Consider the following 21,118-nt stretch of genomic DNA (forward strand, 5'->3'; position numbering starts at 1 on the left):
ATGGATTTATTTGATTTTATGCGGGCCGGCGCCATGGAAAAGGAGTCGCCCCTTGCATCGAGAATGCGTCCCGTCACCCTGGATGAGGTGGTGGGGCAGCAGCATATTATCGGAAAGGACAAGCTCCTTTATCGGGCCATCAAGGCCGACAAGCTGGGCTCGGTGATTTTCTACGGGCCGCCGGGAACGGGAAAGACGACTCTCGCCAAGGTCATCGCCAACACCACCAGCGCAGAGTTTGAACAGCTAAACGCCACCACAGCCGGGAAAAAGGACATGGAAGAGGCCGTAAAACGGGCCAAGGACAGGCTCGGCATGTACGGGAAAAAGACGATTCTCTTCATCGACGAGATCCACCGCTTTAACAAAGGGCAGCAGGACTACCTTCTCCCCTTCGTGGAGGACGGAACGGTGACGCTCATCGGCGCCACCACGGAAAACCCGTATTTCGAGGTCAACAACGCCCTTCTTTCCCGCTCACGGATTTTTGAATTGAAGCCTCTGGAAAAGCAGGACATCAGGGAACTGATTCTCCGCGCCGTCACCGATGAAAAGCGGGGCATGGGCGGGTACCATGCCGAAATCACCGACGAGGCCGTCAGATTCCTGGCGGACGTGGCAAACGGGGATGCCCGCGCCGCCTTAAATGCCGTGGAGCTTGGCGTCCTGACGACAGAGCCGTCGCCGGACGGGAAAATTTATATTACGCTGCCCGTGGCGGCCGAGTGCATCCAGAAGCGGGCCGTCCGCTACGATAAGGACGGCGACAATCACTACGATACGATTTCCGCTTTCATAAAAAGCATGCGCGGCTCCGACCCGGACGCTGCCCTTTACTACCTGGCGCGGATGCTGTACGCCGGTGAGGATGTGAAGTTCATTGCCCGCCGGATCATGATCTGTGCCGCCGAGGACGTGGGAAACGCCGATCCCCAGGCCCTTACGGTGGCCGTAAGCGCCGCCCAAGCCGTCGAGCGGATTGGACTTCCCGAGGGACAGATTATTTTAGCCCAGGCCGTGACATACGTGGCGTCGGCGCCGAAAAGCAACGCCGCCTGCGTGGGGATTTCCGAGGCCATGGAAGCTGTCCGGACGAGAGAAACGCCGCCGGTGCCCGTCCATCTTCAGGACAAGCATTATAAGGGCGCTGAAAAGCTGGGTCACGGGAAAGGCTATCTCTATGCCCACGACTATCCGAACCACTATGTGAAACAGCAGTACCTGCCCGACGGCATGGAGGGGGCGAGCTTTTACCGCCCCACGGAAAACGGGTATGAGAAGAAGATAAAGGAACATTTAAAATGGCTGAAGGAGGGGGAATGACATGCGGATTCTTGTGGTAAACGACGACGGGATCCAGGCGCCCGGGATCGCACATCTGGCGCGGACGGCGCAGAAATTCGGAGAGGTCTGGGTCGCCGCCCCGGACAGCCAGTGCAGTGCCATGTCCCACCGGATCAGCATTTTCGATAAACTAAGAGTCAGGTCGGAGCCGAATTTTGAGGTGAAAGGCGTACAAGCCTGGTCGGTTTCCGGGACGCCGGCCGACTGCGTCAAAGTGGCGCTCGCTTACATCATGCCGGAGCGCCCGGACATCGTCCTTTCCGGGATCAACAACGGCTGCAACGCCGGGGCAGATATCCTCTATTCAGGGACAGTAGGAGCCGCCATGGAGGCGCTGGCCTGCGGTATCCCGGCCATGGCTTTTTCCGCCGAAACCTGCCGTGATCTTCAGACGGCCGATGCCTATCTGGAGGATATCATAAAAGACCTGTTAGAGCGGGAAATCGCGCCCTATGAGATTTGGAACGTAAACTTCCCATCATGCAGGCCGAAGGAAATCTTATACGACCGATTCCCGTCGGCACGCCCCGGCTGTGAGATGGTCTATACGCCTGAGGAGCTCCCAGACGGGAGCGTAAACCTTGCCATCTACGAAAAATACTGCACGGAAGCAGAAGAGGGGAGCGACGCGAGGGCCATTTTAGACGGCTGCATCTCCGTCGGCAAGCTGGAAAACGCCCTTTTAAGGGCCGCGAAACGGAAATAACAGGGACAAAGAACGCTGCCGCAGCAATGGCGAAAACCAAAGCTGCGGCAGAGAGGTGGAATCCCGCTTACGTGCCCCGCCGCAGGCGGAGAATCCCGTAAGTGGGATTCTTTCTTATATTTCTCCCAGATTATCCGTGATATTCCACGTGCAGAAGCTCATGGACTTTTTCGGCATCCTTCAAAACCCCGTCCTCATAAAGTCTCAAAACAACCGGGTTCTCGTCGGAGCGTTTCACAAGGGCGCCCTTGTCGGCCGTATAGAGGCCGGAAGCACGCTTCTGTTTGTCTTCCCTGATGCCCTCCGGCTGGCCGGCGCCGCCGATGCAGCCGCCGGGACAAGCCATGACTTCCACGAAATCAAAGTGTTCTTCGCCGCTCTCAATCAGGGCAAGCAGCGCCTCGGCGTTTCCAAGGCCGCTTACGATGGCGGCATGAAGCGTCTTTTCGCCCACATCGATGGAAATCTTCTTGATGCCGTCCAGGCCGCGGACACCGGAGTATTCGATTTCCTGGAGAGCAGCGTTGTTTCTCTCGGCCACACGTCTGAGCGCCGCCTCGGTGACGCCGCCGCTGGCGCCGAAGATCACGCCGCCGCCGGAGCGGATGGAAAACGGCATGTCAGGTGCGCTCGGCTCAAGCTCCGGGTACTGGATGCCCAGCTCGCGGATCATGGCGGCCAGCTCCTTCGTGGTGATGACCGCGTCGATGTCGCGGACGCCGTTTCTCACAAATTCCTCCCTGGCCGCTTCGGCCTTTTTCGCCGTACACGGCATGATGGCGACATTGTAAGTCTCTAAGCCGCATTCTTCGTCGGACGGCTTATAATATTCCTTCAAAACGGCGCCGAACATTTCCATCGGGGATTTGCTGGTGGAGATATACGGCAGCAGCTCCGGGTGCTTCGTCTCCGCAAAACGGATCCATGCCGGGCAGCAGGAGGTAAACAGCGGATATTTTGCGTCCCCATGCTTTTCCAGCTTTTCAGCCAGCTCGTTTGTCTCCTCGATGATTGTCATGTCAGCGCTGACGCTGGTATCAAAGGCCAGGTCGAAGCCGATCATATGAAGCACCGTGTAAATCTTTCCGATGGTGTTTTCACCGGGCTTCATGCCGAATTCCTCGCCGAGAGCCACCCGAACAGCCGGGGCCACCTGGGCGATCACGCGCTTCATCGGGTTGTAGATGGCCTTCCAGACGTCGGCCGTATTTTTCTTTATGGTGATGGCGCCTGTGGGGCAGACAGCCGCGCACTGGCCGCAGTTCACACATTCCGTCTCCGCCAGTTTTTTATTAAAGGCCGGCGCAACCATCATGTTGGAGCCGCGGTGGGTGAAGTCGATGGCTCCCACGTGCTGAATCTCGTTGCACATGCGGACGCAGTCGCCGCAGAGAATGCACTTGTTGGCATCCCGGACGATGGAATGGGACGAATCGTCGATAGGATAGTTGGGCCGGTTGTTCTGAAAGCGGATATGGTCGAGGCCGAACCGCCTTGCAAGGAACTGGAGCTGGCATTTCTGGTTCTTCTCGCAGACCGTACAGTCGCGGCAGTGGGATGCCAGAAGAAGCTCCAGAATCATCTTCCTGTGGTGGTGCAGCTTCGGCGTATTGGTGCGGATCACCATCTTGTCCTTCGGCGGCGTGGAGCAGGAGGCGATGATGCCGCCCCGTTCGTCCTCAACCACGCACATGCGGCAGGCGCCGTAGATGGAGAGATCCGAATAGTAGCAGAAGGTCGGAATGCTGATGCCGACTTTCCGTATAACCTGAAGGATGTTTTTTTCGTCGGTGAACTCTGCGCGGAGTCCGTCAATAATCATGTATTTTGCCATTTCATTCCCCTCCTACACTTCTTTTACGGCGCCGAAGCTGCAGCCGTCGATGCAGGCCCGGCACTTGATGCATTTCTCCTGGTCAATGACGTGAGGCTGCTTCACGGTGCCGGAGATGGCTCCGACAGGACAGAGTCTCGCACACTTCGTACAGCCGCGGCAGAGCTCAGGATCGATCCGGAGGGAAACGAGGGCCTTGCACTGGCCGGCCGGACATTTCTTGTCGATTACATGGGCCAGGTACTCATCCCGGAAGTATTTTAAGGTACTGCTGACCGGCGACGGTGCCGATTTGCCGAGGCCGCAGAGAGCCGTCTCGGAGATAGTGGAAGAGAGATCCTCCAACAGGTCAATATGTTCCGGCGTGCCGCGGCCCTCGACGATGTCGGTGAGAAGCTCCAACATCCGCTTGGTGCCCTCACGGCAGGGGACGCATTTTCCGCAGGATTCGTTCTGGGTGAAGTTCATGAAGAACCTGGCGACCTCCACCATGCAGCTTTTATCGTTCATGACGACGAGGCCGCCGGAGCCGATCATGGCGCCGACTTCCTGGAGAGAGTCAAAATCCAGGTGCATGTCCAGATGGTCTTCCGTGGCGCTGATGCAGAGGCAGCCGCCGGAGGGCCCGCCGATCTGGACGGCCTTAAACTCCCCGCCCTTTACGCCGCCGCCGATGTCGTAGATGATCTGGCGGAGCGTCGTGCCCATGGGAACCTCGATGAGGCCGGTGTTGTTGACGTTTCCTGTCAGGGCGAAAGCCTTTGTGCCGTGGTTGTTGTCGGGGCCGATGGTCTTATACCAGGCGGCGCCGCGGTTGATGATCGGGGCCACGTTGCAGTAGGTTTCCACGTTATTTAATACGGTCGGCTTGTCAAAGAGGCCGTGTTCCACGGTACGCGGCGGCTTGACGCGGGGCATGCCGCGGTTTCCCTCGATGGAAGCCGTGAGGGCGCTTCCCTCGCCGCAGACGAAGGCGCCGGCGCCCTGGCTGATCTTGATGTCAAAATCAAAGCCGGAATTTAAGATATTCTTTCCGAGAAGCCCGCGGTCCCTGGCCTGCTCGATGGCGATGGAGAGACGCTCGACGGCAAGCGGGTACTCGGCGCGGACGTAGATATAGCCGTTGTGGGCCTTTGTGGCGATGCCGGCGATGATCATGCCCTCGATGACACGGTGGGGGTCGCCTTCCATCATGGAGCGGTCCATGAATGCGCCGGGGTCGCCTTCATCACCGTTGCAGACGATATATTTTTCCGGCTCCTCCTGGCGGAGCACCTGGCTCCACTTCTTTCCGGTCGGGAAGCCGGCGCCGCCGCGGCCCCTGAGCCCGGCCTCGGAGATTTCTTCGACAACTTCTTCCGGCGTCATGTCAAAAAGCGCCTTGGCGACGGCGCTGTAACCGCCGACGGCGATGTATTCGCGGATGGACTCGGCGTTGATGTGGCCGCAGTGCTCCAAGGCCACGCGGGTCTGCTGTTTGTAGAACGGGATGTCCTCCTGTCTTTTATAGGGCTTTCCGTCCTTGTCACGGTAAACCAGGCGGTCGACGACGTTGTCATTTAAGATGCTCTGCTCTAAAATGTCTTCGCAGTCCTCCACCTTTACTTTTATGTAAAGCCAGCCCATAGGCTCGATCCGAAGGAGAGGCCCCATCTCGCAGAAGCCGTGGCAGCCGCTCTTTTTAAGCCCCACGCTCTCGTCGTGCGCCTCCTCTTCAATCTGAAGCGTGCAGCGGATATCCCGCTCCTCCATAAGCTCTTTTAACCGGTCATATATTTTTAAGGAACCGCCGGCCACACAGCCCGTACCGCCGCAGATTAAGATCTGCTTTCTCTGGGCGTTTAGAGCGCGCTTAAAATCTTCGCGCTTTTTTTCCAGCTCTTCCCGTGTATTGATGCGTGTGATAATCATTCGGTCATGCCCTCCTTTTCACGGATTTCCTTTAACATCTGACGGGCCTTCTCCGGCGTCATGGACGGATAGACGTGGTCATTGACGGTACAGACAGGGGCCAGGCCGCATGCGCCGAGGCAGGATACGGTCTCCACCGTGAACATCATGTCGTCGGTGGTTGGCTTTTTGTCGGTAACGCCGAGCTGTTTTCGGATTTCCTCCAGGATCGGGACGGACTTTCTCACATGGCATGCCGTGCCGTCACAGACCTTGATGATGTATTTCCCCTTCGGTTCCAGGGAAAAGTTTTCGTAGAAGGTCGCCACACCGTAGATTTTCGCCTCGCTGATGCCGAGCTTTTTCGCCGCATAGGTGAGCGCGTCCTGGGGGAGGTAGTGGTATTCCCGCTGGATGTCCTGCATGATGCCGATGACAAGAGATGGGTCATAGTTGTGGGCGGCCAGGATCCCATCAAGTGTTTCAATGCTTGTCTGACTCAAAGTAAATTCTCCTCTCTGCTTTTTTGTCCGATTATGATATTGTCAATTTTATCACAAAGACAGGGAAAGATACAAGAGCGTTTATGCATAATAAACAAAGGAGATACAGGCAAAAAAGTATAAAAAATTCATTTTTAAAAAATAGAGGAAATCTTTCTTGACATATTGACAACTGCATGATAAGATGAAATGTGCACTATTATGGTATCGTGTGCCTAAGGGTACCATTATGCCCAAAAATAGTTATTATATAGAAAGAAAACAGGGGTGAAACGTCAATGGAGAAAAGCAGAATACGTCCGGTGCCGGCCGGCAAGAGCGTAAGAATGAGCTACTCGAGACAGAAAGAAGTTCTCGAGATGCCCAACCTGATCGAAATCCAGAAGAATTCCTACCAGTGGTTTCTCGATGAAGGCCTGAAGGAAGTCTTCGAGGACATTTCCCCAATCGCGGACTTTGCTGGTCATCTGAGCCTGGAATTCGTGGACTTTACATTATGTAAGGATGATATCAAATATACGATTGAGGAGTGCAAGGAACGGGATGCGACTTACGCTGCGCCCTTAAAGGTCAAGGTAAGACTCTGCAACAAGGATAAAGATGAAATCAACGAACACGAGATTTTCATGGGTGACCTTCCGTTAATGACGGATACCGGTTCATTCGTGATTAACGGCGCGGAACGTGTCATTGTCAGCCAGTTAGTACGTTCCCCTGGAATCTATTACGGAATCGACCACGACAAGATCGGTAAGGAGCTTTACTCCTGTACCGTAATCCCGAACCGCGGTGCATGGCTCGAGTACGAGACCGATTCCAACGATGTTTTCTATGCCCGCGTCGACAGGACGAGAAAGGTGCCGGTGACGGTACTCGTCCGCGCATTGGGATTCGGTACCAATGCGGAGATCATCGACCTGTTCGGAGAAGAGCCGAAGATCCTTGCAAGCTTCGGAAAAGATACCTCCGACAATTATCAGGACGGCCTTCTGGAGTTATATAAGAAGATCCGTCCCGGCGAGCCGCTTTCCGTGGACAGCGCGGAGAGCCTGCTTAACAGCATGTTCTTCGACCCGAGAAGATACGATCTTGCGAAGGTCGGACGCTATAAATTTAATAAGAAGCTTCACTTCAAGAACCGCATCGTCGGCCAGATATTAGCCGAGGACGTGGTGAACACGGCGACCGGGGAAATCCTTGCTGAGGCCGGTACGACGGTGACGAAGGAGAAGGCCATTGAGATCCAGAACGCGGCCGTTCCCTGTGTCTGGATCCAGACCGAGGAGAGGAATGTAAAAGTCCTTTCCAACATGATGGTGGATCTTGCCGCCTGGGTGGATTTCGATCCGGCTGAGATCGGTGTTTCGGAGTTAGTATTCTACCCGGTGCTTTCCGGTATCCTGGAAAAAGCAGGGGATATGTCCGAAGAGGAATTAAAGGCGGAACTCCATAAGAACATCCACGACCTGATCCCGAAGCACATTACAAAGGAAGACATCATCGCTTCCATTAACTATAATATGCATCTGGAGTACGGAATCGGTACAAAAGATGATATCGACCACCTCGGAAACAGAAGAATCCGTGCTGTCGGCGAGCTTTTGCAGAACCAGTACCGCATCGGGCTTTCCAGGATGGAGAGAGTCGTCCGCGAGCGTATGACGACTCAGGACATGGACGGCATCACGCCCCAGTCCTTAATCAACATCAAGCCTGTGACGGCGGCTGTGAAGGAATTCTTCGGAAGCTCCCAGCTTTCTCAGTTCATGGATCAGAACAATCCGCTTTCCGAGCTGACCCACAAGAGACGTCTCTCCGCCCTGGGCCCCGGCGGTCTTTCCAGGGACCGTGCCGGTTTCGAGGTTCGAGACGTACACTACACCCACTACGGCCGTATGTGCCCCATCGAGACGCCTGAGGGACCGAACATCGGTCTGATCAACTCCCTGGCCACCTATGCGAGGGTGAACCAGTACGGCTTCGTTGAGGCACCCTACCGCACCATCGACAAGAGCGATCCGGCAAACCCGAGGGTTACGGACGAGGTGGTTTACCTGACGGCCGACGAGGAAGACAATTTCATCGTGGCCCAGGCCAACGAACCGCTTGACGAGGACGGACACTTTGTCCACAACAATATTTCCGGACGTTTCCGTGAGGAAACCTCTTCGTTCCAGAAGCGTTCCATCGACCTGATGGACGTATCCCCGAAGATGGTATTCTCCGTGGCAACTTCCATGATCCCGTTCCTGGAGAACGACGATGCCAACCGTGCCCTGATGGGTTCCAACATGCAGCGTCAGGCCGTTCCGCTTCTTAAGACGGAGGCGCCTGTTGTCGGAACCGGTATCGAGGCAAAGGCTGCCGTAGACTCCGGTGTCTGCGTCCTTGCAAAGAACGCCGGCGTGGTGGAGCGTTCCGCTTCCAACGAGATCATCATTAAGAGAGATTCCGACGGGAACCGCGACGTTTACCGTCTTACGAAATTTACGAGAAGCAACCAGTCCAACTGCTACAACCAGAAGCCCATCGTCTACAAGGGAGACCATGTGGAGGCAGGCGAGGTAATCGCAGACGGCCCGTCCACCAACAACGGTGAGATTGCCCTTGGAAAGAACCCGTTAATCGGCTTCATGACCTGGGAGGGCTACAACTACGAGGACGCTGTCCTGTTAAGCGAAAAGCTGGTTCAGGACGATGTCTACACCTCCGTCCACATCGAGGAGTACGAGGCAGAGGCCCGCGACACGAAGCTGGGGCCGGAAGAGATCACGAGAGACGTTCCGGGCGTCGGCGAAGATGCCTTGAAAGACCTTGACGAGCGCGGAATCATCCGCATCGGTGCCGAGGTTCGTGCCGGTGATATCCTGGTTGGAAAGGTAACTCCGAAGGGAGAGACTGAGCTGACCGCAGAGGAGCGGCTCCTGCGCGCCATCTTCGGTGAGAAGGCAAGAGAAGTCCGTGATACCTCCTTGAAGGTGCCTCACGGCGCATACGGCATTATTGTGGATGCCAAGGTATTTACAAGAGAAAACGGCGATGAGCTGGCTCCCGGCGTGAACCAGTCCGTCCGTATCTATATTGCACAGAAACGTAAGATCTCCGTGGGTGATAAGATGGCCGGCCGTCACGGAAACAAGGGTGTTGTTTCCCGCGTGCTGCCTGTTGAGGATATGCCGTTCCTTCCGAACGGACGTCCGCTCGACATTGTGCTGAACCCCCTGGGCGTGCCGTCCCGTATGAACATCGGGCAGGTGCTTGAGATCCACTTAAGCCTTGCGGCCAAAGCCCTCGGCTTCAACGTCGCAACGCCTGTCTTCGACGGTGCTGACGAGAACGACATCCAGGATACCTTAGAGCTTGCAAACGACTATGTGAACATGGAATGGGAAGACTTCCAGGAGAAGTACAAAGACCTGATTAAGCCGGAGGTTATGGAATATCTCGGCAATAATCTGGAGCATCGTGCCCTCTGGAAGGGCGTGCCGATCCAGAGAGACGGAAAAGTCCTTCTCCGCGACGGCCGCACCGGCGAGTATTTCGACAGCCCGACTACCATCGGACACATGCATTACCTGAAGCTTCACCACCTGGTAGACGATAAGATCCATGCACGTTCCACGGGACCATACTCCCTCGTAACCCAGCAGCCTCTCGGCGGAAAAGCCCAGTTCGGCGGCCAGCGTTTCGGCGAGATGGAGGTTTGGGCCCTCGAGGCATACGGTGCATCCTATACGCTCCAGGAAATCTTAACAGTCAAGTCCGACGACGTCGTGGGCCGTGTGAAGACCTACGAGGCCATCATCAAGGGCGAGAACATTCCGGAGCCGGGTATTCCGGAGTCCTTCAAGGTACTGTTAAAGGAGCTCCAGTCTCTCGGCCTCGACGTGCGCGTGCTGCGTGACGACGGCGAGGAGGTAGAGATGACCGAGACTATCGACTACGGCGACACCGACCTGCGCTCCATCATCGAGGGCGACAGACGCTACAACGAAGAAGACTCCTTCGGAAGCTACGGCTACCAGCAGCAGGAATTCAAGGGCGACGAGCTTGTGAGCGTGGAGGACGACGACTATACAGAGGATGAGGGTGCAGACGACGAGGATCTCATTGACGACGACTACACCATTAACGATAATGAATAGAAGGGAGTACCGTTCATGCCTGAGACAAATGAAACTTATCAGCCGATGACATTTGACGCGATCCGCATCGGACTTGCTTCTCCGGAAAAGATCCTGGAATGGTCCCACGGCGAGGTTAAAAAGCCGGAAACCATCAATTACAGGACGTTAAAGCCGGAAAAGGACGGCCTGTTCTGCGAGCGGATCTTCGGACCGAGCAAGGACTGGGAGTGTCACTGCGGGAAATATAAGAAGATCAGATACAAGGGCGTTATCTGCGACCGCTGCGGCGTCGAGGTGACGAAGGCAAGCGTGCGCCGCGAGCGTATCGGACACATTGCTCTGGCCGCCCCGGTCTCCCATATCTGGTACTTTAAGGGGATCCCGAGCCGTATGGGCCTGATTCTCGATATCTCCCCGAGAGTCCTGGAGAAAGTCCTTTACTTTGCATCGTATATCGTACTGGATGCCGGAACGACCGGCCTTCAGTTAAAGCAGGTGCTCTCCGAGAAAGAGTACCGTGATGCCGTTGAGAAATACGGCTACGGCACCTTCCGCGTAGGAATGGGCGCCGAGGCCATCCAGGAGCTTTTGCAGGCCATCGACCTGGAAAAAGATTCCGAGGATTTAAGAAAAGCTTTGGCAGATTCCACCGGCCAGAAGCGGGCGCGCATCATCAAGCGCCTCGAGGTGGTTGAGGCCTTCCGCAATTCCGGAAACAAGCCGGAGTGGATGATTATGAACGTGATCCCGGTAATCCCGCCGGATCTCCGCCCGATGGTACAGCTTGACGGCGGCCGTTTCGCAACATCCGACTTAAATGACCTTTACAGAAGAATCATCAACAGAAACAACCGTCTCGCAAGGCTCCTTGAGCTTGGCGCGCCGGATATCATCGTAAGAAACGAGAAGAGAATGCTCCAGGAGGCCGTTGACGCCCTGATCGACAACGGCAGGAGAGGGCGCCCCGTAACGGGCCCCGGAAACCGTGCCTTAAAGTCCCTTTCCGACATGTTAAAGGGAAAACAGGGACGTTTCCGTCAGAACCTTCTCGGAAAACGTGTTGACTACTCGGGACGTTCCGTTATCGTCGTCGGGCCGGAGCTTAAGATTTACCAGTGCGGCCTCCCGAAGGAGATGGCCATCGAGCTTTTCAAGCCCTTCGTTATGAAGGAGCTTGTGGCAAACGGGACTGCCCACAATATCAAAAACGCGAAAAAGATGGTGGAGCGTCTCCAGCCCGAGGTTTGGGATGTGCTGGAAGACGTCATCAAGGAGCACCCGGTTATGTTAAACCGTGCGCCTACCCTGCACCGTCTTGGAATCCAGGCCTTCGAGCCGATCCTGGTAGAAGGCAAGGCCATCAAGCTTCATCCGCTTGTTTGTACCGCCTTCAACGCCGACTTCGACGGCGACCAGATGGCCGTACACCTTCCGCTTTCCGTAGAAGCCCAGGCGGAGTGCCGGTTCCTCTTACTTTCGCCCAACAACCTGTTAAAGCCGTCGGACGGCGGCCCCGTTGCCGTTCCGTCTCAGGATATGGTTCTCGGTATCTACTACCTGACCCAGGACCGTCCCGGCGCAGAAGGCGAAGGCAAGTTCTTCAAGAGCCCCAATGAGGCGATTCTGGCCTATGAAAACGGCGTCGTGACGCTGCATGCAAGAATCAAGGTGCGCGTGACGAAGACCATGCCGGACGGACGGACGCTGACCGGCGTTGTGGAAACCACCGTCGGCCGTATCCTGTTCAATGAGATCATTCCGCAGGATCTCGGCTTTGTGGATCGTTCCATCCCGGGCAACGAGTTAAAGCCGGAAATCGACTTCCTCGTAAAGAAAAAACAGTTAAAGCAGATCCTTGAGAAAGTCATCAACACCCACGGGGCCATCCAGACGGCCATCACCTTAGACGACATCAAGGCCATCGGCTACAAATATTCCACAAGAGCGGCCATGACCGTATCCATTTCCGACATGACCGTTCCGGCTTCCAAGAAGCAGCTTCTTGCAGACGCCGAGGCAACCGTTGACCGGATTGCCAAGAACTTCCGCCGCGGCCTCATCACTGAGGAGGAGCGGTACAAAGAGGTTATCGACACCTGGAAGGAGACTGACGACCAGCTTACCCATGACCTTCTGACAGGTCTTGACAAATACAACAACATCTTCATGATGGCGGACTCCGGAGCCCGTGGTTCCGATAAGCAGATCAAACAGCTTGCCGGTATGCGAGGCCTCATGGCAGATACGACGGGACACACCATCGAGCTCCCGATCAAGTCCAACTTCCGTGAAGGTCTTGACGTACTGGAGTACTTCATTTCCGCACACGGCGCCAGAAAAGGCCTTTCCGATACGGCTCTCCGTACGGCCGACTCCGGATATCTGACGAGACGTCTCGTTGACGTTTCCCAGGATCTCATCATCCGTGAGACCGACTGCTGCGAGGGCAAGGAAATCCCGTACATGGAGATCAAGGCGTTCGCGGACGGAAAAGAGACCATCGAGAGCCTGGAAGAGCGTCTGACAGGCCGCTATATCGCAGAGACCATCGTTGACCCGGATACGGGCGAGGTGGTTGTGAAGGCGAACCACATGTGTACGCCGAAGCGCGCCCATGCCGTCATGGAAGTGCTTCAGAAATTAGGAAGAGATTCCGTGAAGATCCGTACCGTCTTAACGTGCAAGTGCCACATCGGTGTCTGCGCCAAGTGCTACGGCGCCAACATGGCGACGGGCCAGCCGGTTCAGGTGGGCGAGGCAGTCGGCATCATTGCAGCCCAGTCCATCGGTGAGCCGGGTACCCAGCTTACCATGCGTACCTTCCATACGGGCGGCGTTGCCGGCGGCGATATCACACAGGGTCTTCCGCGTGTCGAGGAGCTTTTCGAGGCAAGACGTCCGAAGGGACTTGCGATCATCGCAGAGTTCGGCGGCGTAGTTGCCATCAAGGATACAAAGAAGAAGCGCGAGATTATCGTGACCGACAACGAGACTGGCAACTCCAAGACCTACCTGATCCCCTACGGATCCAGGATCAAGGTTCAGGACGGCCAGGTTTTAGAGGCCGGCGACGAGCTGACAGAAGGAAGCATCAACCCGCATGACCTCTTAAAGATCAAGGGCGTCCGCGCCGTACAGGATTACATGATCCGCGAGGTACAGCGTGTCTACCGTCTCCAGGGCGTTGAGATCAACGACAAGCACGTGGAGATGATTGTGCGCCAGATGTTAAAGAAGATCCGCATCGAGGAGAGCGGAGATTCCGATGTCCTTCCGGGAACATCCATGGATGTGCTGGAGTTCAACGAGATGAACGAAGCTCTGGAGGCAGAAGGCAAGAAGCCGGCAGAGGGCAAGCAGGTGATGCTCGGTATCACGAAGGCCTCTCTGGCAACCGACTCCTTCTTATCGGCGGCTTCCTTCCAGGAGACCACCAAGGTTCTGACCGAGGCGGCCATCAACGGCAAGGTTGACCACCTGATCGGCTTGAAAGAGAACGTCATCATCGGTAAGCTGATCCCGGCCGGTACGGGTATGAAGCGCTACCGCGACATCCGCCTTGGAAACGACAAGGTGGAGGAAGAGCCGGAGGAGATCCAGGAGTTTTCCGAGGAGCCCCTTGAGGACGCTCCCATCGGGGAAGCCGAGGAGATCATCTTAAACGAGGACGATACCCAGGAAATTTAATCAGAAACGATACAGAAAGAGTTCCGAAAACGGGGCTCTTTCTGCATATCCGGAAGGTTCGTCCGGACTAATAATCATTGCAAGAGGAATTTTGATATGATAACATTATTATCAGGTATCTTTATCAAAAACAGGGACCAGACGGAAAACGGCGAGGTGCGGCGCGCCTACGGGATGCTTTGCAGCCTGGTGGGCATCGGGCTCAACGTCCTTCTGTTTGCCGGAAAGTATCTGGCCGGTGTCATCAGCGGTTCCATCGCCATCACGGCCGATGCTTTCAATAACCTTTCCGACGCCGGTTCGTCATTCATCACGCTGGTGGGCTTCAAGTTTTCCGGGATGAAGGCGGATGCCGGCCATCCCTTTGGCCATGGGCGGATCGAGTACATATCCGGCTTCGGCGTGTCCATGATTATCATTCTCATGGGAGCCGAGCTGTTTAAAAGCTCGGTGGAAAAGATCCTGCACCCCGAGCCGGTGGCGGCCGGGACGCTTTCCATGGCGATTCTTGTGGCGTCCATCGCTGTGAAGCTTTACATGTGTTTATACAACCGTTCCATCGGAAAGAAAATCGGATCGGAGGCCATGAAGGCGACGGCCATGGACAGCTTAAGCGATTCTGCGGCGACGACTGCCGTGCTGCTTTCCATGGGCGTAACGTATGTGACAGGGAAGAATATCGACGGCTGGTGCGGCCTTCTCGTAGCCGGGTTTGTCCTTTATGCCGGATACAGTGCGGCAAGGGACACGTTGAACCCGCTTCTTGGCGAGCCGCCGTCGGCCGAGTTCGTGGAGGAGATTAAGAGCACGGTCATGGCCCATCCGGAAATTTTGGGGATTCACGACCTGGTTGTCCACGATTATGGCCCTGGAAGACGGATGATTTCGCTCCACGGCGAGGTGTCGGGCGACTGCGATATTTTTGAGATCCATGATGTCATCGACAGGATTGAAAAGGAGCTGAACCAGAAGTTAGGCTGTGAGTCGGTGATCCATATGGATCCCATCGAGGTCAACAATAAGACCGTGGAGGAGACGAAGGCCGTGCTGGTAAACCGGTTAAAGGAGCGGTACCCGGAGATTTCCATCCATGATTTCCGCATGGTGCAGGGGCCGACCCACACGAACCTGATTTTTGACGCCGTTGTGCCCTTCGGCTTTCCTCTGAGCAACGACGAGGTGAGAGAGGGGATTGAACGGCTGGTGGACGAGACATGGGAAAATTATTTTGCCGTCGTCCAGGTGGAACAGTCTTACGTTTAGGGAGGCGGCGGTTTTATCCGCGTTTCCCAGGCAAATAAAAAGGTATGGAGGGAATTGGCATGAATGAGACAATCACAATGTATCAGGGGGAGAGAAAAGGCGGCGAGGCGCCGGAGTTCCTGACTAAGGCCGAGGGGGACAAAGTCCGGGCGTTTCATAAGTCGCTTTCTGAGTATGAACAGACGCCGCTTGTTTCTCTGGATTCCATGGCGAAAAAGCTTGGCGTCGGCGGGATTTATGTAAAGGACGAGTCGAAGCGGTTCGGGCTCAAGGCTTTTAAGGCGCTTGGCGCGTCCTATGCGATCCACTGCCTGCTGGAAGAAGACGCCGGGGAAGCGGGAGACATGTTCTGCGCCGAGGCTGTTTCCGATGAGGGCGGGACGGTGCATCCGGCGTTTCCCGGCGGAAAGGGGAAGGTCTTTGTGACGGCCACCGACGGGAACCACGGGAAAGGCGTGGCCTGGTCGGCTTATAAGGCGGGCGGGCGTGCGTTCGTGTTCATGCCAAAGGGCTCCAGGCAGTGCCGGGTAGACGCCATCGCGGCCATCGGCGAGACGAAGGTGACGGTGACGGACTGGAACTACGACGATACGGTGCGGTATGCCTATCAGTTTGCGAGGGAGAACGGCTATTATTTCGTCCAGGATACGGGCTTTGACGGCTACACCAGGATCCCGAACCTGATCGCCCAGGGCTATATGACTATGGCCCAGGAGGCCCTTGAGCAGATGGAGGCGGCCGGCGCCGGGCTTCCGACCCATGTGTTCCTCCAGGCAGGCGTCGGCACCATGGCCGGAGGCGTTTTGGGATATTTTGTCAATGTCCTCGGAGAAAAGTGCCCGAAGGCGGCCATCATCGAGGCCGATGAGTCTGCCTGCGTCATGGCATCTGCAAAGGCCGGAGAGCGGGTCGCCATCGGCGGGAACCCGCAGACGGTCATGGCCGGATTAAACTGCGGCGAGGTGAACCTCTGCATCTGGCCGATTCTTAAAGATTTTGCATCGTTTTACGTTTCCTGCCCCGACTGGGTGACGGAGCTTGGGATGAAGTCCTATGCCCATCCGGAGGGGAGCGATGCGCCTGTTGTTTCCGGCGAGTCGGGAGCCGTGGGCCTGGGGCTTATCATGAGCCTCTGCACGAAGCCGGAATACGCGGAGTACCGGAAGGCCATGGGGCTTGATAAATCGGCGCGGATTTTGATGTTCTCCACGGAGGGCGATACGGATCCGGAGCACTACGCGCAGGTTGTAAAAAACGCGTAAAAGTTCATATTTTTTGAAAATTCAGCAGAAATCTATTGAAAAAATTAAGAAATTCTTCTATAATATTTTCATATTCATTAAGAAAAAAGAAATGGAGGAATTTGTATGAGAAAATTAAACAAGGCTTTGCTGATTGCAATTCCGATGACGCTTGCGATGGCATTCACATCCTTTGCCGGCCAGTGGAATTACGACATGAACGGCTGGTGGTATGGAACGGACGACGGCGGATACCTGGACGACGGCTGGCACTGGCTTGACGGAAACGGCGACGGGATTGCCGAGTGCTATTATTTCGGACATGACGGCTACATGGTAAACGACCATGGCTATGCAGACGGCTATACCGTAGATGACAACGGCGCCTGGACAATCAATGGGGCTGTCCAGACCCGCGATGCTTCCACGCTTTAATTGGCCGTTCTTTAAGGAGGATTGACAAAATATGAAGGCTTGGAAAAAAATTGCCGTGTCGGCTGCTGCGCTGACACTGGCGGCGTCATTCCCGGCACTTGCCGGCCAGTGGCATAATGATATGAACGGCTGGTGGTACGAGAACGACGACGGGAGCTATGCGAAAAACGGCTGGTACTGGCTCGACGGAAACCAGGACGGCATTGCGGAGTGCTATTATTTCGGAACCGACGGCTATATGCTCGGCGAGCATGGCTATGTGGACGGCTATGAGGTGGACGGAAACGGCGCATGGATCGTGAACGGAAAGGTTCAGACGAAGGCCGTGGAAGTGACGGCGCCCGCAGGGGAACAGACGGAAGCGGTGCAGGAGGAGACCGAACAGCCGGCCGCAGACATGTCGGATCCCATGTCCGTTTACCGCGCAGCCCAGGATAAGATGAACGCGGTCGACAGCATGGACGCCTCCGTTGTCTATAAAATGTCCATGTCCGAGGCGGACACTGCGATTAACATGGACATGGTTATGAACCTGAAGCTCAAAGGCGCCCAGACCGGCGATATCGAATTCGTGTCAGACGGCAATATGACGATGCTGGGAATGGAGATGCCGTATTCCATGTTCTACACGGACGGCTACTATTATATCGACATGATGGGCATGAAGGTTAAAGAGGCCATGCCGATGGCGGAGGCCCTTGAGGATGCCCAGAGCAACATGGAGCTGGTCAACGTCGATGAAAATCTTATGGAAAATATGCAGATGCGGACAGAGGGCGGAAAGACTGTCATCTCCTATGAGGTCGGTATGGAAGAAATCAATTCGTATCTGAATCAGGTGATGGGGACGGCCGGAATGGAAGACCTGCTCGGCAGCGTCGATTACCGGATCAACATCACAAACGGCGAGGCCGTCATTGACGAGAGCGGATATTGTACCAGTGAGCGGATCTATATGGATATGGATATGATCGTTACGGATCCGGAGACCGGAGCGTCGGAAAGCCTGAACTGCAAGCTGGATATGTCTCTGGTTTACAACAACCCGGGACAGCCGGTTGATTTCGTAATTCCGTCTACGGAAGGCTACGAGGACGTTACGACACCGGCGCTGTAAGAAAATATGGAACGGAAAAAAGGAGCATCTGCGGATGCTCCTTTTTAATATCGAAAAAACGCTTACATGACGTTCTGCGGCGTTCCCTTGATCCATTTGTCAATATTGTCGAAGACGATGACGGCGCGCTTTTCCAGGGCCTCTTTTGTGGCAAAGGCCACATGCGGCGTCGCAATCACGTTCTTTGCCGTAAGAAGCGGGTGATTTTCCGGTACCGGCGGTTCCATTTCAAAGACGTCGATGCCGGCGCCTGCCAGGTCTCCGGCATTTAACGCGTCGGCCAGGGCCTGGCTGTCGACAACGGGGCCGCGGGACGTGTTGATTAAGATAGCGGAAGTCTTCATCTTTGCAAGCTCATCTTTTCCGATGAGGCCGCAGGTGGAGTCGTTTAACGGCGTGTGGACGGAGACGATGTCACTCTCGGAAAGGAGCGTGTCCATATCCACGTAGCGGATGCCGGGAATGTCCTTTTTGGTGCGGCTGTATGCGAGAACCTCGCAGCCGAAGGCTTTTGCAATTTCGGCCACGCGCAGGCCGATGGCGCCGGTTCCGATGACGCCGAATTTTTTGCCCTCCAGCTCAAATCCGACAAGGCCGTCTTTTGTGCCGCCCTTTCTCACAACGTCGTTGCAGGCAACCATCCGGCGGTACAGCGCGATTACCATGCCGAATACCAGGTCGGCCACGGCTGCGGTGGAGTAGCCGGCGCAGTTGCTCACGAGGACATGGTTTGCTTTGCAGGCATCCATGGCGATGTGGTCGACGCCGGTGAAGGCCACGGAGAGCATTTTTAAGTTTTTGCAGCCGTTTATGACGTCGGCGTTCATCGGGAGGTTGGAGACCGCGATGATGTCGGCGTCTTTTCCGCGCTCAATCAGGGTTTCCGTGTCGGTGACGCGGGTATTATAATACTGGATTTCCAGGTCGGACGGAAGCATGTCCTTTGCCATGGAAAGAAGTTTTTCGTCATTTACGCCCAAAGGCTCAATAATCACAAGTTTCATTGGTGATACCCCCTGTTTTTTTATCTGGTTTCCATTTTAAGCCTTTTTACGGAAACATTCAATGGATTTTGGGAATTATTTTCCGGGCGGCCAGGGTTTCGCGGCATATAGTATAGAAAGAAGAGCGGGAGTCCGGATATGGCAGCCATCAGTCTCTGCATGATTGCAAAGGATGAAGAGGAGGTTCTCGCCCGCTGCCTTTCAAGCATCTGCCAGGCGGTGGATGAGATCATCGTAGTCGATACGGGTTCCTGCGACGGGACAAAGGCTGCGGCCAGGGAATTTACCGATCAGGTCTATGATTTTTTGTGGCAGGAGGACTTTTCTGCTGCGCGGAACTTTTCGTTTTCCAAGGGGCGTATGGAATATCTGATGTGGCTGGATGCCGACGACGTGGTTCCGGACAGGGAGCGGGAACGGCTTTTGGAGCTTAAGGGGCGGTTGGATACGGAGCGGCCGGACGTTGTCATGCTCCCTTATGACGTGGCTTTTGATGAGGCAGGAAATCCCACACTTTCTTTTTACCGGGAGCGGATCATCAGACGGTGTGCGGCCGCCAGATGGCGGGGGCGTGTCCACGAGGCAATCCAGCCCTTTGGCCGCATCACAAAGGAAAATATCAGGATCGAGCATCATAAAATGAAATCTCCGGATCCCGGAAGGAACCTTCGGATTTTTGAGGCCATGCGCCGGGCCGGGGAACCGTTTGAGCCGAGGGAGCTTTATTATTATGGGAAAGAGCTATACTACCATAAACGGTACCATGATGCAGTCAGACAGTTCGACCGTTTCCTTTCCGGCGGGGGCGGCGGCATGGCGGAGCGGCTGGATGCGTGCAGGCATAAGGCGGACTGCCTTTGCAGGCTGGGAGACCGGAAGCAGGCCCTTGAAGCTCTGTATTCGGCCTTTCTCGTGTCCTGGCCGACGCCGGAGCTTTATTGTGATCTGGGCGCCTGGCACTTTGCTGCAAAGCAGTATGCGGCGGCAGCGTCCTGGTACTGGAGAGCCGTTTCCTTTGCCGGCCCTTGGCCGGAGGGCGGGTTCATCCAGACGGATTTTTACGGTTATGTGCCATATCTGGGGCTCTGTGCCTGCATGATGCGGCTGGGACGGTTTGAGGAAGCGGCTTTTTTTAATGAGATGGCGGAGCAGAGGAAGCCGGGGAGCAGCACCTGTGCGGCCAACAGAAACTATCTGGCCGGAATCGAAAATGGGAAGGGACAAAATTGAGAGGAGCGACATATGATAGGGTAAAAGAAAACAGGAGTTTTAAAGATGTTTTTCAGATATCCAGGATGTTGCGGAAGCAACGATAACTGCGGAGACAATATGGACGGCTGCTGCTGCCCGAGCAATGACTGCTGCGTCGTCGGCCCAACCGGCCCAATGGGAGCGCCGGGGCCCATAGGCCCGACCGGCCCGATGGGAGTTCCGGGCCCGCAGGGGCCGCAGGGAATCCCAGGTGCGGCAGGCCCGACCGGCCCGCAGGGGCCACAGGGAATCCAGGGGATCCAGGGCCCGCAGGGCCCGGCAGGCGCAACGGGAGCTACCGGCGCAACAGGCGCTACCGGCCCGGCAGGCCCGATTGGCCCAACTGGCCCCACAGGCCCGGCAGGTGCAGGCCTTAACAATGTCACAGAGTTCGTTGCCGGGACTCCGTATGCGGCAGGCACCATGCTGTACTTTAACGGCGCACTGTACCAGGTAAACAGGAGCAACCCGACGGGAACGCCCGGCTCGTCTCCGGACTTTAATCTGGTAACGGTTACTGGCCCGACCGGCCCGACCGGCCCGCAGGGCCCGGCAGGAGCGACGGGAGCTACCGGCGCGACGGGAGCCACAGGAGCAGCAGGTGCGGCAGGCCCGACCGGCCCGCAGGGGCCGGCAGGAGCAACAGGTGCAACTGGTGCGGAAGGCCCGGCTGGCCCAACCGGCCCGGAAGGCCCGACCGGGGCGTTGGAAAAAGG

Annotated in this window: 13 protein-coding genes and 1 pseudogene; 10 read left to right on the forward strand and 4 right to left on the reverse strand. The window is 56.0% G+C overall.

The features are described from left to right. Positions 1 to 1,323, forward strand: coding sequence for a replication-associated recombination protein A (locus KE531_11355; GenBank protein ID MBR9954197.1), 1,323 nt, complete (start codon positions 1 to 3; stop codon positions 1,321 to 1,323). Position 1,324: 1 nt separating this feature from the next. After that, positions 1,325 to 2,050 (forward strand): 5'/3'-nucleotidase SurE, encoded by a 726-nt coding sequence (surE, locus tag KE531_11360; GenBank protein MBR9954198.1) that lies wholly within the window; start codon positions 1,325 to 1,327, stop codon positions 2,048 to 2,050. A gap of 130 nt (positions 2,051 to 2,180) precedes the next feature. Here surE and KE531_11365 read toward each other — a convergent pair whose 3' ends face one another. From KE531_11365 to KE531_11375, 3 genes are read right to left on the reverse strand one after another with little or no spacing between them, the layout of a single operon-like run. After that, the gene (locus tag KE531_11365) at positions 2,181 to 3,884 is read right to left on the reverse strand and encodes a [FeFe] hydrogenase, group A (GenBank protein MBR9954199.1); all 1,704 of its coding nucleotides are present in this window, start codon (positions 3,882 to 3,884) and stop codon (positions 2,181 to 2,183) included. A 12-nt stretch (positions 3,885 to 3,896) separates the two neighbouring features. Further along, entirely contained in the window at positions 3,897 to 5,795 is a 1,899-nt protein-coding gene (gene nuoF / locus KE531_11370) for an NADH-quinone oxidoreductase subunit NuoF (protein ID MBR9954200.1), read from the reverse strand. Continuing rightward, complete coding sequence (locus tag KE531_11375) at positions 5,792 to 6,262, reverse strand: NAD(P)H-dependent oxidoreductase subunit E (GenBank protein MBR9954201.1); 471 nt, start codon at positions 6,260 to 6,262, stop codon at positions 5,792 to 5,794. Before KE531_11375 ends, nuoF begins: the two co-directional genes overlap by 4 nt. Before the next feature lie 293 nt (positions 6,263 to 6,555). On the opposite strand from KE531_11375, the gene KE531_11380 reads away from it, so the two are divergent. From KE531_11380 to KE531_11405, 6 genes are all read left to right on the forward strand, one after another. Then, positions 6,556 to 10,422: a DNA-directed RNA polymerase subunit beta gene (locus tag KE531_11380; protein MBR9954202.1), complete on the forward strand. Its 3,867-nt coding sequence runs from the start codon at positions 6,556 to 6,558 to the stop codon at positions 10,420 to 10,422. 15 nt (positions 10,423 to 10,437) lie between these two features. Then, positions 10,438 to 14,091, forward strand: coding sequence for a DNA-directed RNA polymerase subunit beta' (rpoC, locus tag KE531_11385; protein ID MBR9954203.1), 3,654 nt, complete (start codon positions 10,438 to 10,440; stop codon positions 14,089 to 14,091). A gap of 96 nt (positions 14,092 to 14,187) precedes the next feature. Beyond that, positions 14,188 to 15,354 carry a cation transporter gene (locus KE531_11390; protein MBR9954204.1) on the forward strand — a complete coding sequence of 389 codons (1,167 nt, stop codon included), beginning with the start codon at positions 14,188 to 14,190 and terminating at the stop codon, positions 15,352 to 15,354. A gap of 59 nt (positions 15,355 to 15,413) precedes the next feature. Further along, entirely contained in the window at positions 15,414 to 16,616 is a 1,203-nt protein-coding gene (locus KE531_11395; GenBank protein ID MBR9954205.1) for a diaminopropionate ammonia-lyase, read from the forward strand. Between the two features lie 105 nt (positions 16,617 to 16,721). Next, positions 16,722 to 17,030 (forward strand): hypothetical protein, encoded by a 309-nt coding sequence (locus KE531_11400; protein MBR9954206.1) that lies wholly within the window; start codon positions 16,722 to 16,724, stop codon positions 17,028 to 17,030. Between the two features lie 31 nt (positions 17,031 to 17,061). After that, the gene (locus tag KE531_11405; GenBank protein ID MBR9954207.1) at positions 17,062 to 18,147 is read left to right on the forward strand and encodes a hypothetical protein; all 1,086 of its coding nucleotides are present in this window, start codon (positions 17,062 to 17,064) and stop codon (positions 18,145 to 18,147) included. 62 nt (positions 18,148 to 18,209) lie between these two features. On the opposite strand, the gene KE531_11410 is transcribed toward KE531_11405, so the two are convergent. Continuing rightward, positions 18,210 to 19,151, reverse strand: coding sequence for a hydroxyacid dehydrogenase (locus KE531_11410; GenBank protein ID MBR9954208.1), 942 nt, complete (start codon positions 19,149 to 19,151; stop codon positions 18,210 to 18,212). 138 nt (positions 19,152 to 19,289) lie between these two features. Between KE531_11410 and KE531_11415 the strand changes: the two genes are divergently transcribed. Together KE531_11415 and KE531_11420 are read left to right on the forward strand one after the other, a co-directional pair. Further along, the gene (locus KE531_11415; protein MBR9954209.1) at positions 19,290 to 20,381 is read left to right on the forward strand and encodes a glycosyltransferase family 2 protein; all 1,092 of its coding nucleotides are present in this window, start codon (positions 19,290 to 19,292) and stop codon (positions 20,379 to 20,381) included. A 45-nt stretch (positions 20,382 to 20,426) separates the two neighbouring features. Further along, positions 20,427 to 21,104: pseudogene (locus KE531_11420) on the forward strand (collagen-like protein). Positions 21,105 to 21,118 lie beyond the last annotated feature (14 nt).

The organism is Eubacteriaceae bacterium Marseille-Q4139, from assembly GCA_018223415.1.
Classification (GTDB): Bacteria; Bacillota; Clostridia; order Lachnospirales; family Lachnospiraceae; genus CABSIM01.

Bases quoted from the DNA above. Each gene is read 5' to 3' on its own strand.
- nuoF (MBR9954200.1), bottom strand. From the start codon at position 5,795: ATGATTATCACACGCATCAATACACGGGAAGAGCTGGAAAAAAAGCGC.
- KE531_11355 (MBR9954197.1), top strand. From the start codon at position 1: ATGGATTTATTTGATTTTATGCGGGCCGGCGCCATGGAAAAGGAGTCG.
- surE (MBR9954198.1), top strand. From the start codon at position 1,325: ATGCGGATTCTTGTGGTAAACGACGACGGGATCCAGGCGCCCGGGATC.
- KE531_11405 (MBR9954207.1), top strand. From the start codon at position 17,062: ATGAAGGCTTGGAAAAAAATTGCCGTGTCGGCTGCTGCGCTGACACTG.
- rpoC (MBR9954203.1), top strand. From the start codon at position 10,438: ATGCCTGAGACAAATGAAACTTATCAGCCGATGACATTTGACGCGATC.
- KE531_11395 (MBR9954205.1), top strand. From the start codon at position 15,414: ATGAATGAGACAATCACAATGTATCAGGGGGAGAGAAAAGGCGGCGAG.
- KE531_11400 (MBR9954206.1), top strand. From the start codon at position 16,722: ATGAGAAAATTAAACAAGGCTTTGCTGATTGCAATTCCGATGACGCTT.
- KE531_11410 (MBR9954208.1), bottom strand. From the start codon at position 19,151: ATGAAACTTGTGATTATTGAGCCTTTGGGCGTAAATGACGAAAAACTT.
- KE531_11365 (MBR9954199.1), bottom strand. From the start codon at position 3,884: ATGGCAAAATACATGATTATTGACGGACTCCGCGCAGAGTTCACCGAC.
- KE531_11380 (MBR9954202.1), top strand. From the start codon at position 6,556: ATGGAGAAAAGCAGAATACGTCCGGTGCCGGCCGGCAAGAGCGTAAGA.
- KE531_11415 (MBR9954209.1), top strand. From the start codon at position 19,290: ATGGCAGCCATCAGTCTCTGCATGATTGCAAAGGATGAAGAGGAGGTT.
- KE531_11390 (MBR9954204.1), top strand. From the start codon at position 14,188: ATGATAACATTATTATCAGGTATCTTTATCAAAAACAGGGACCAGACG.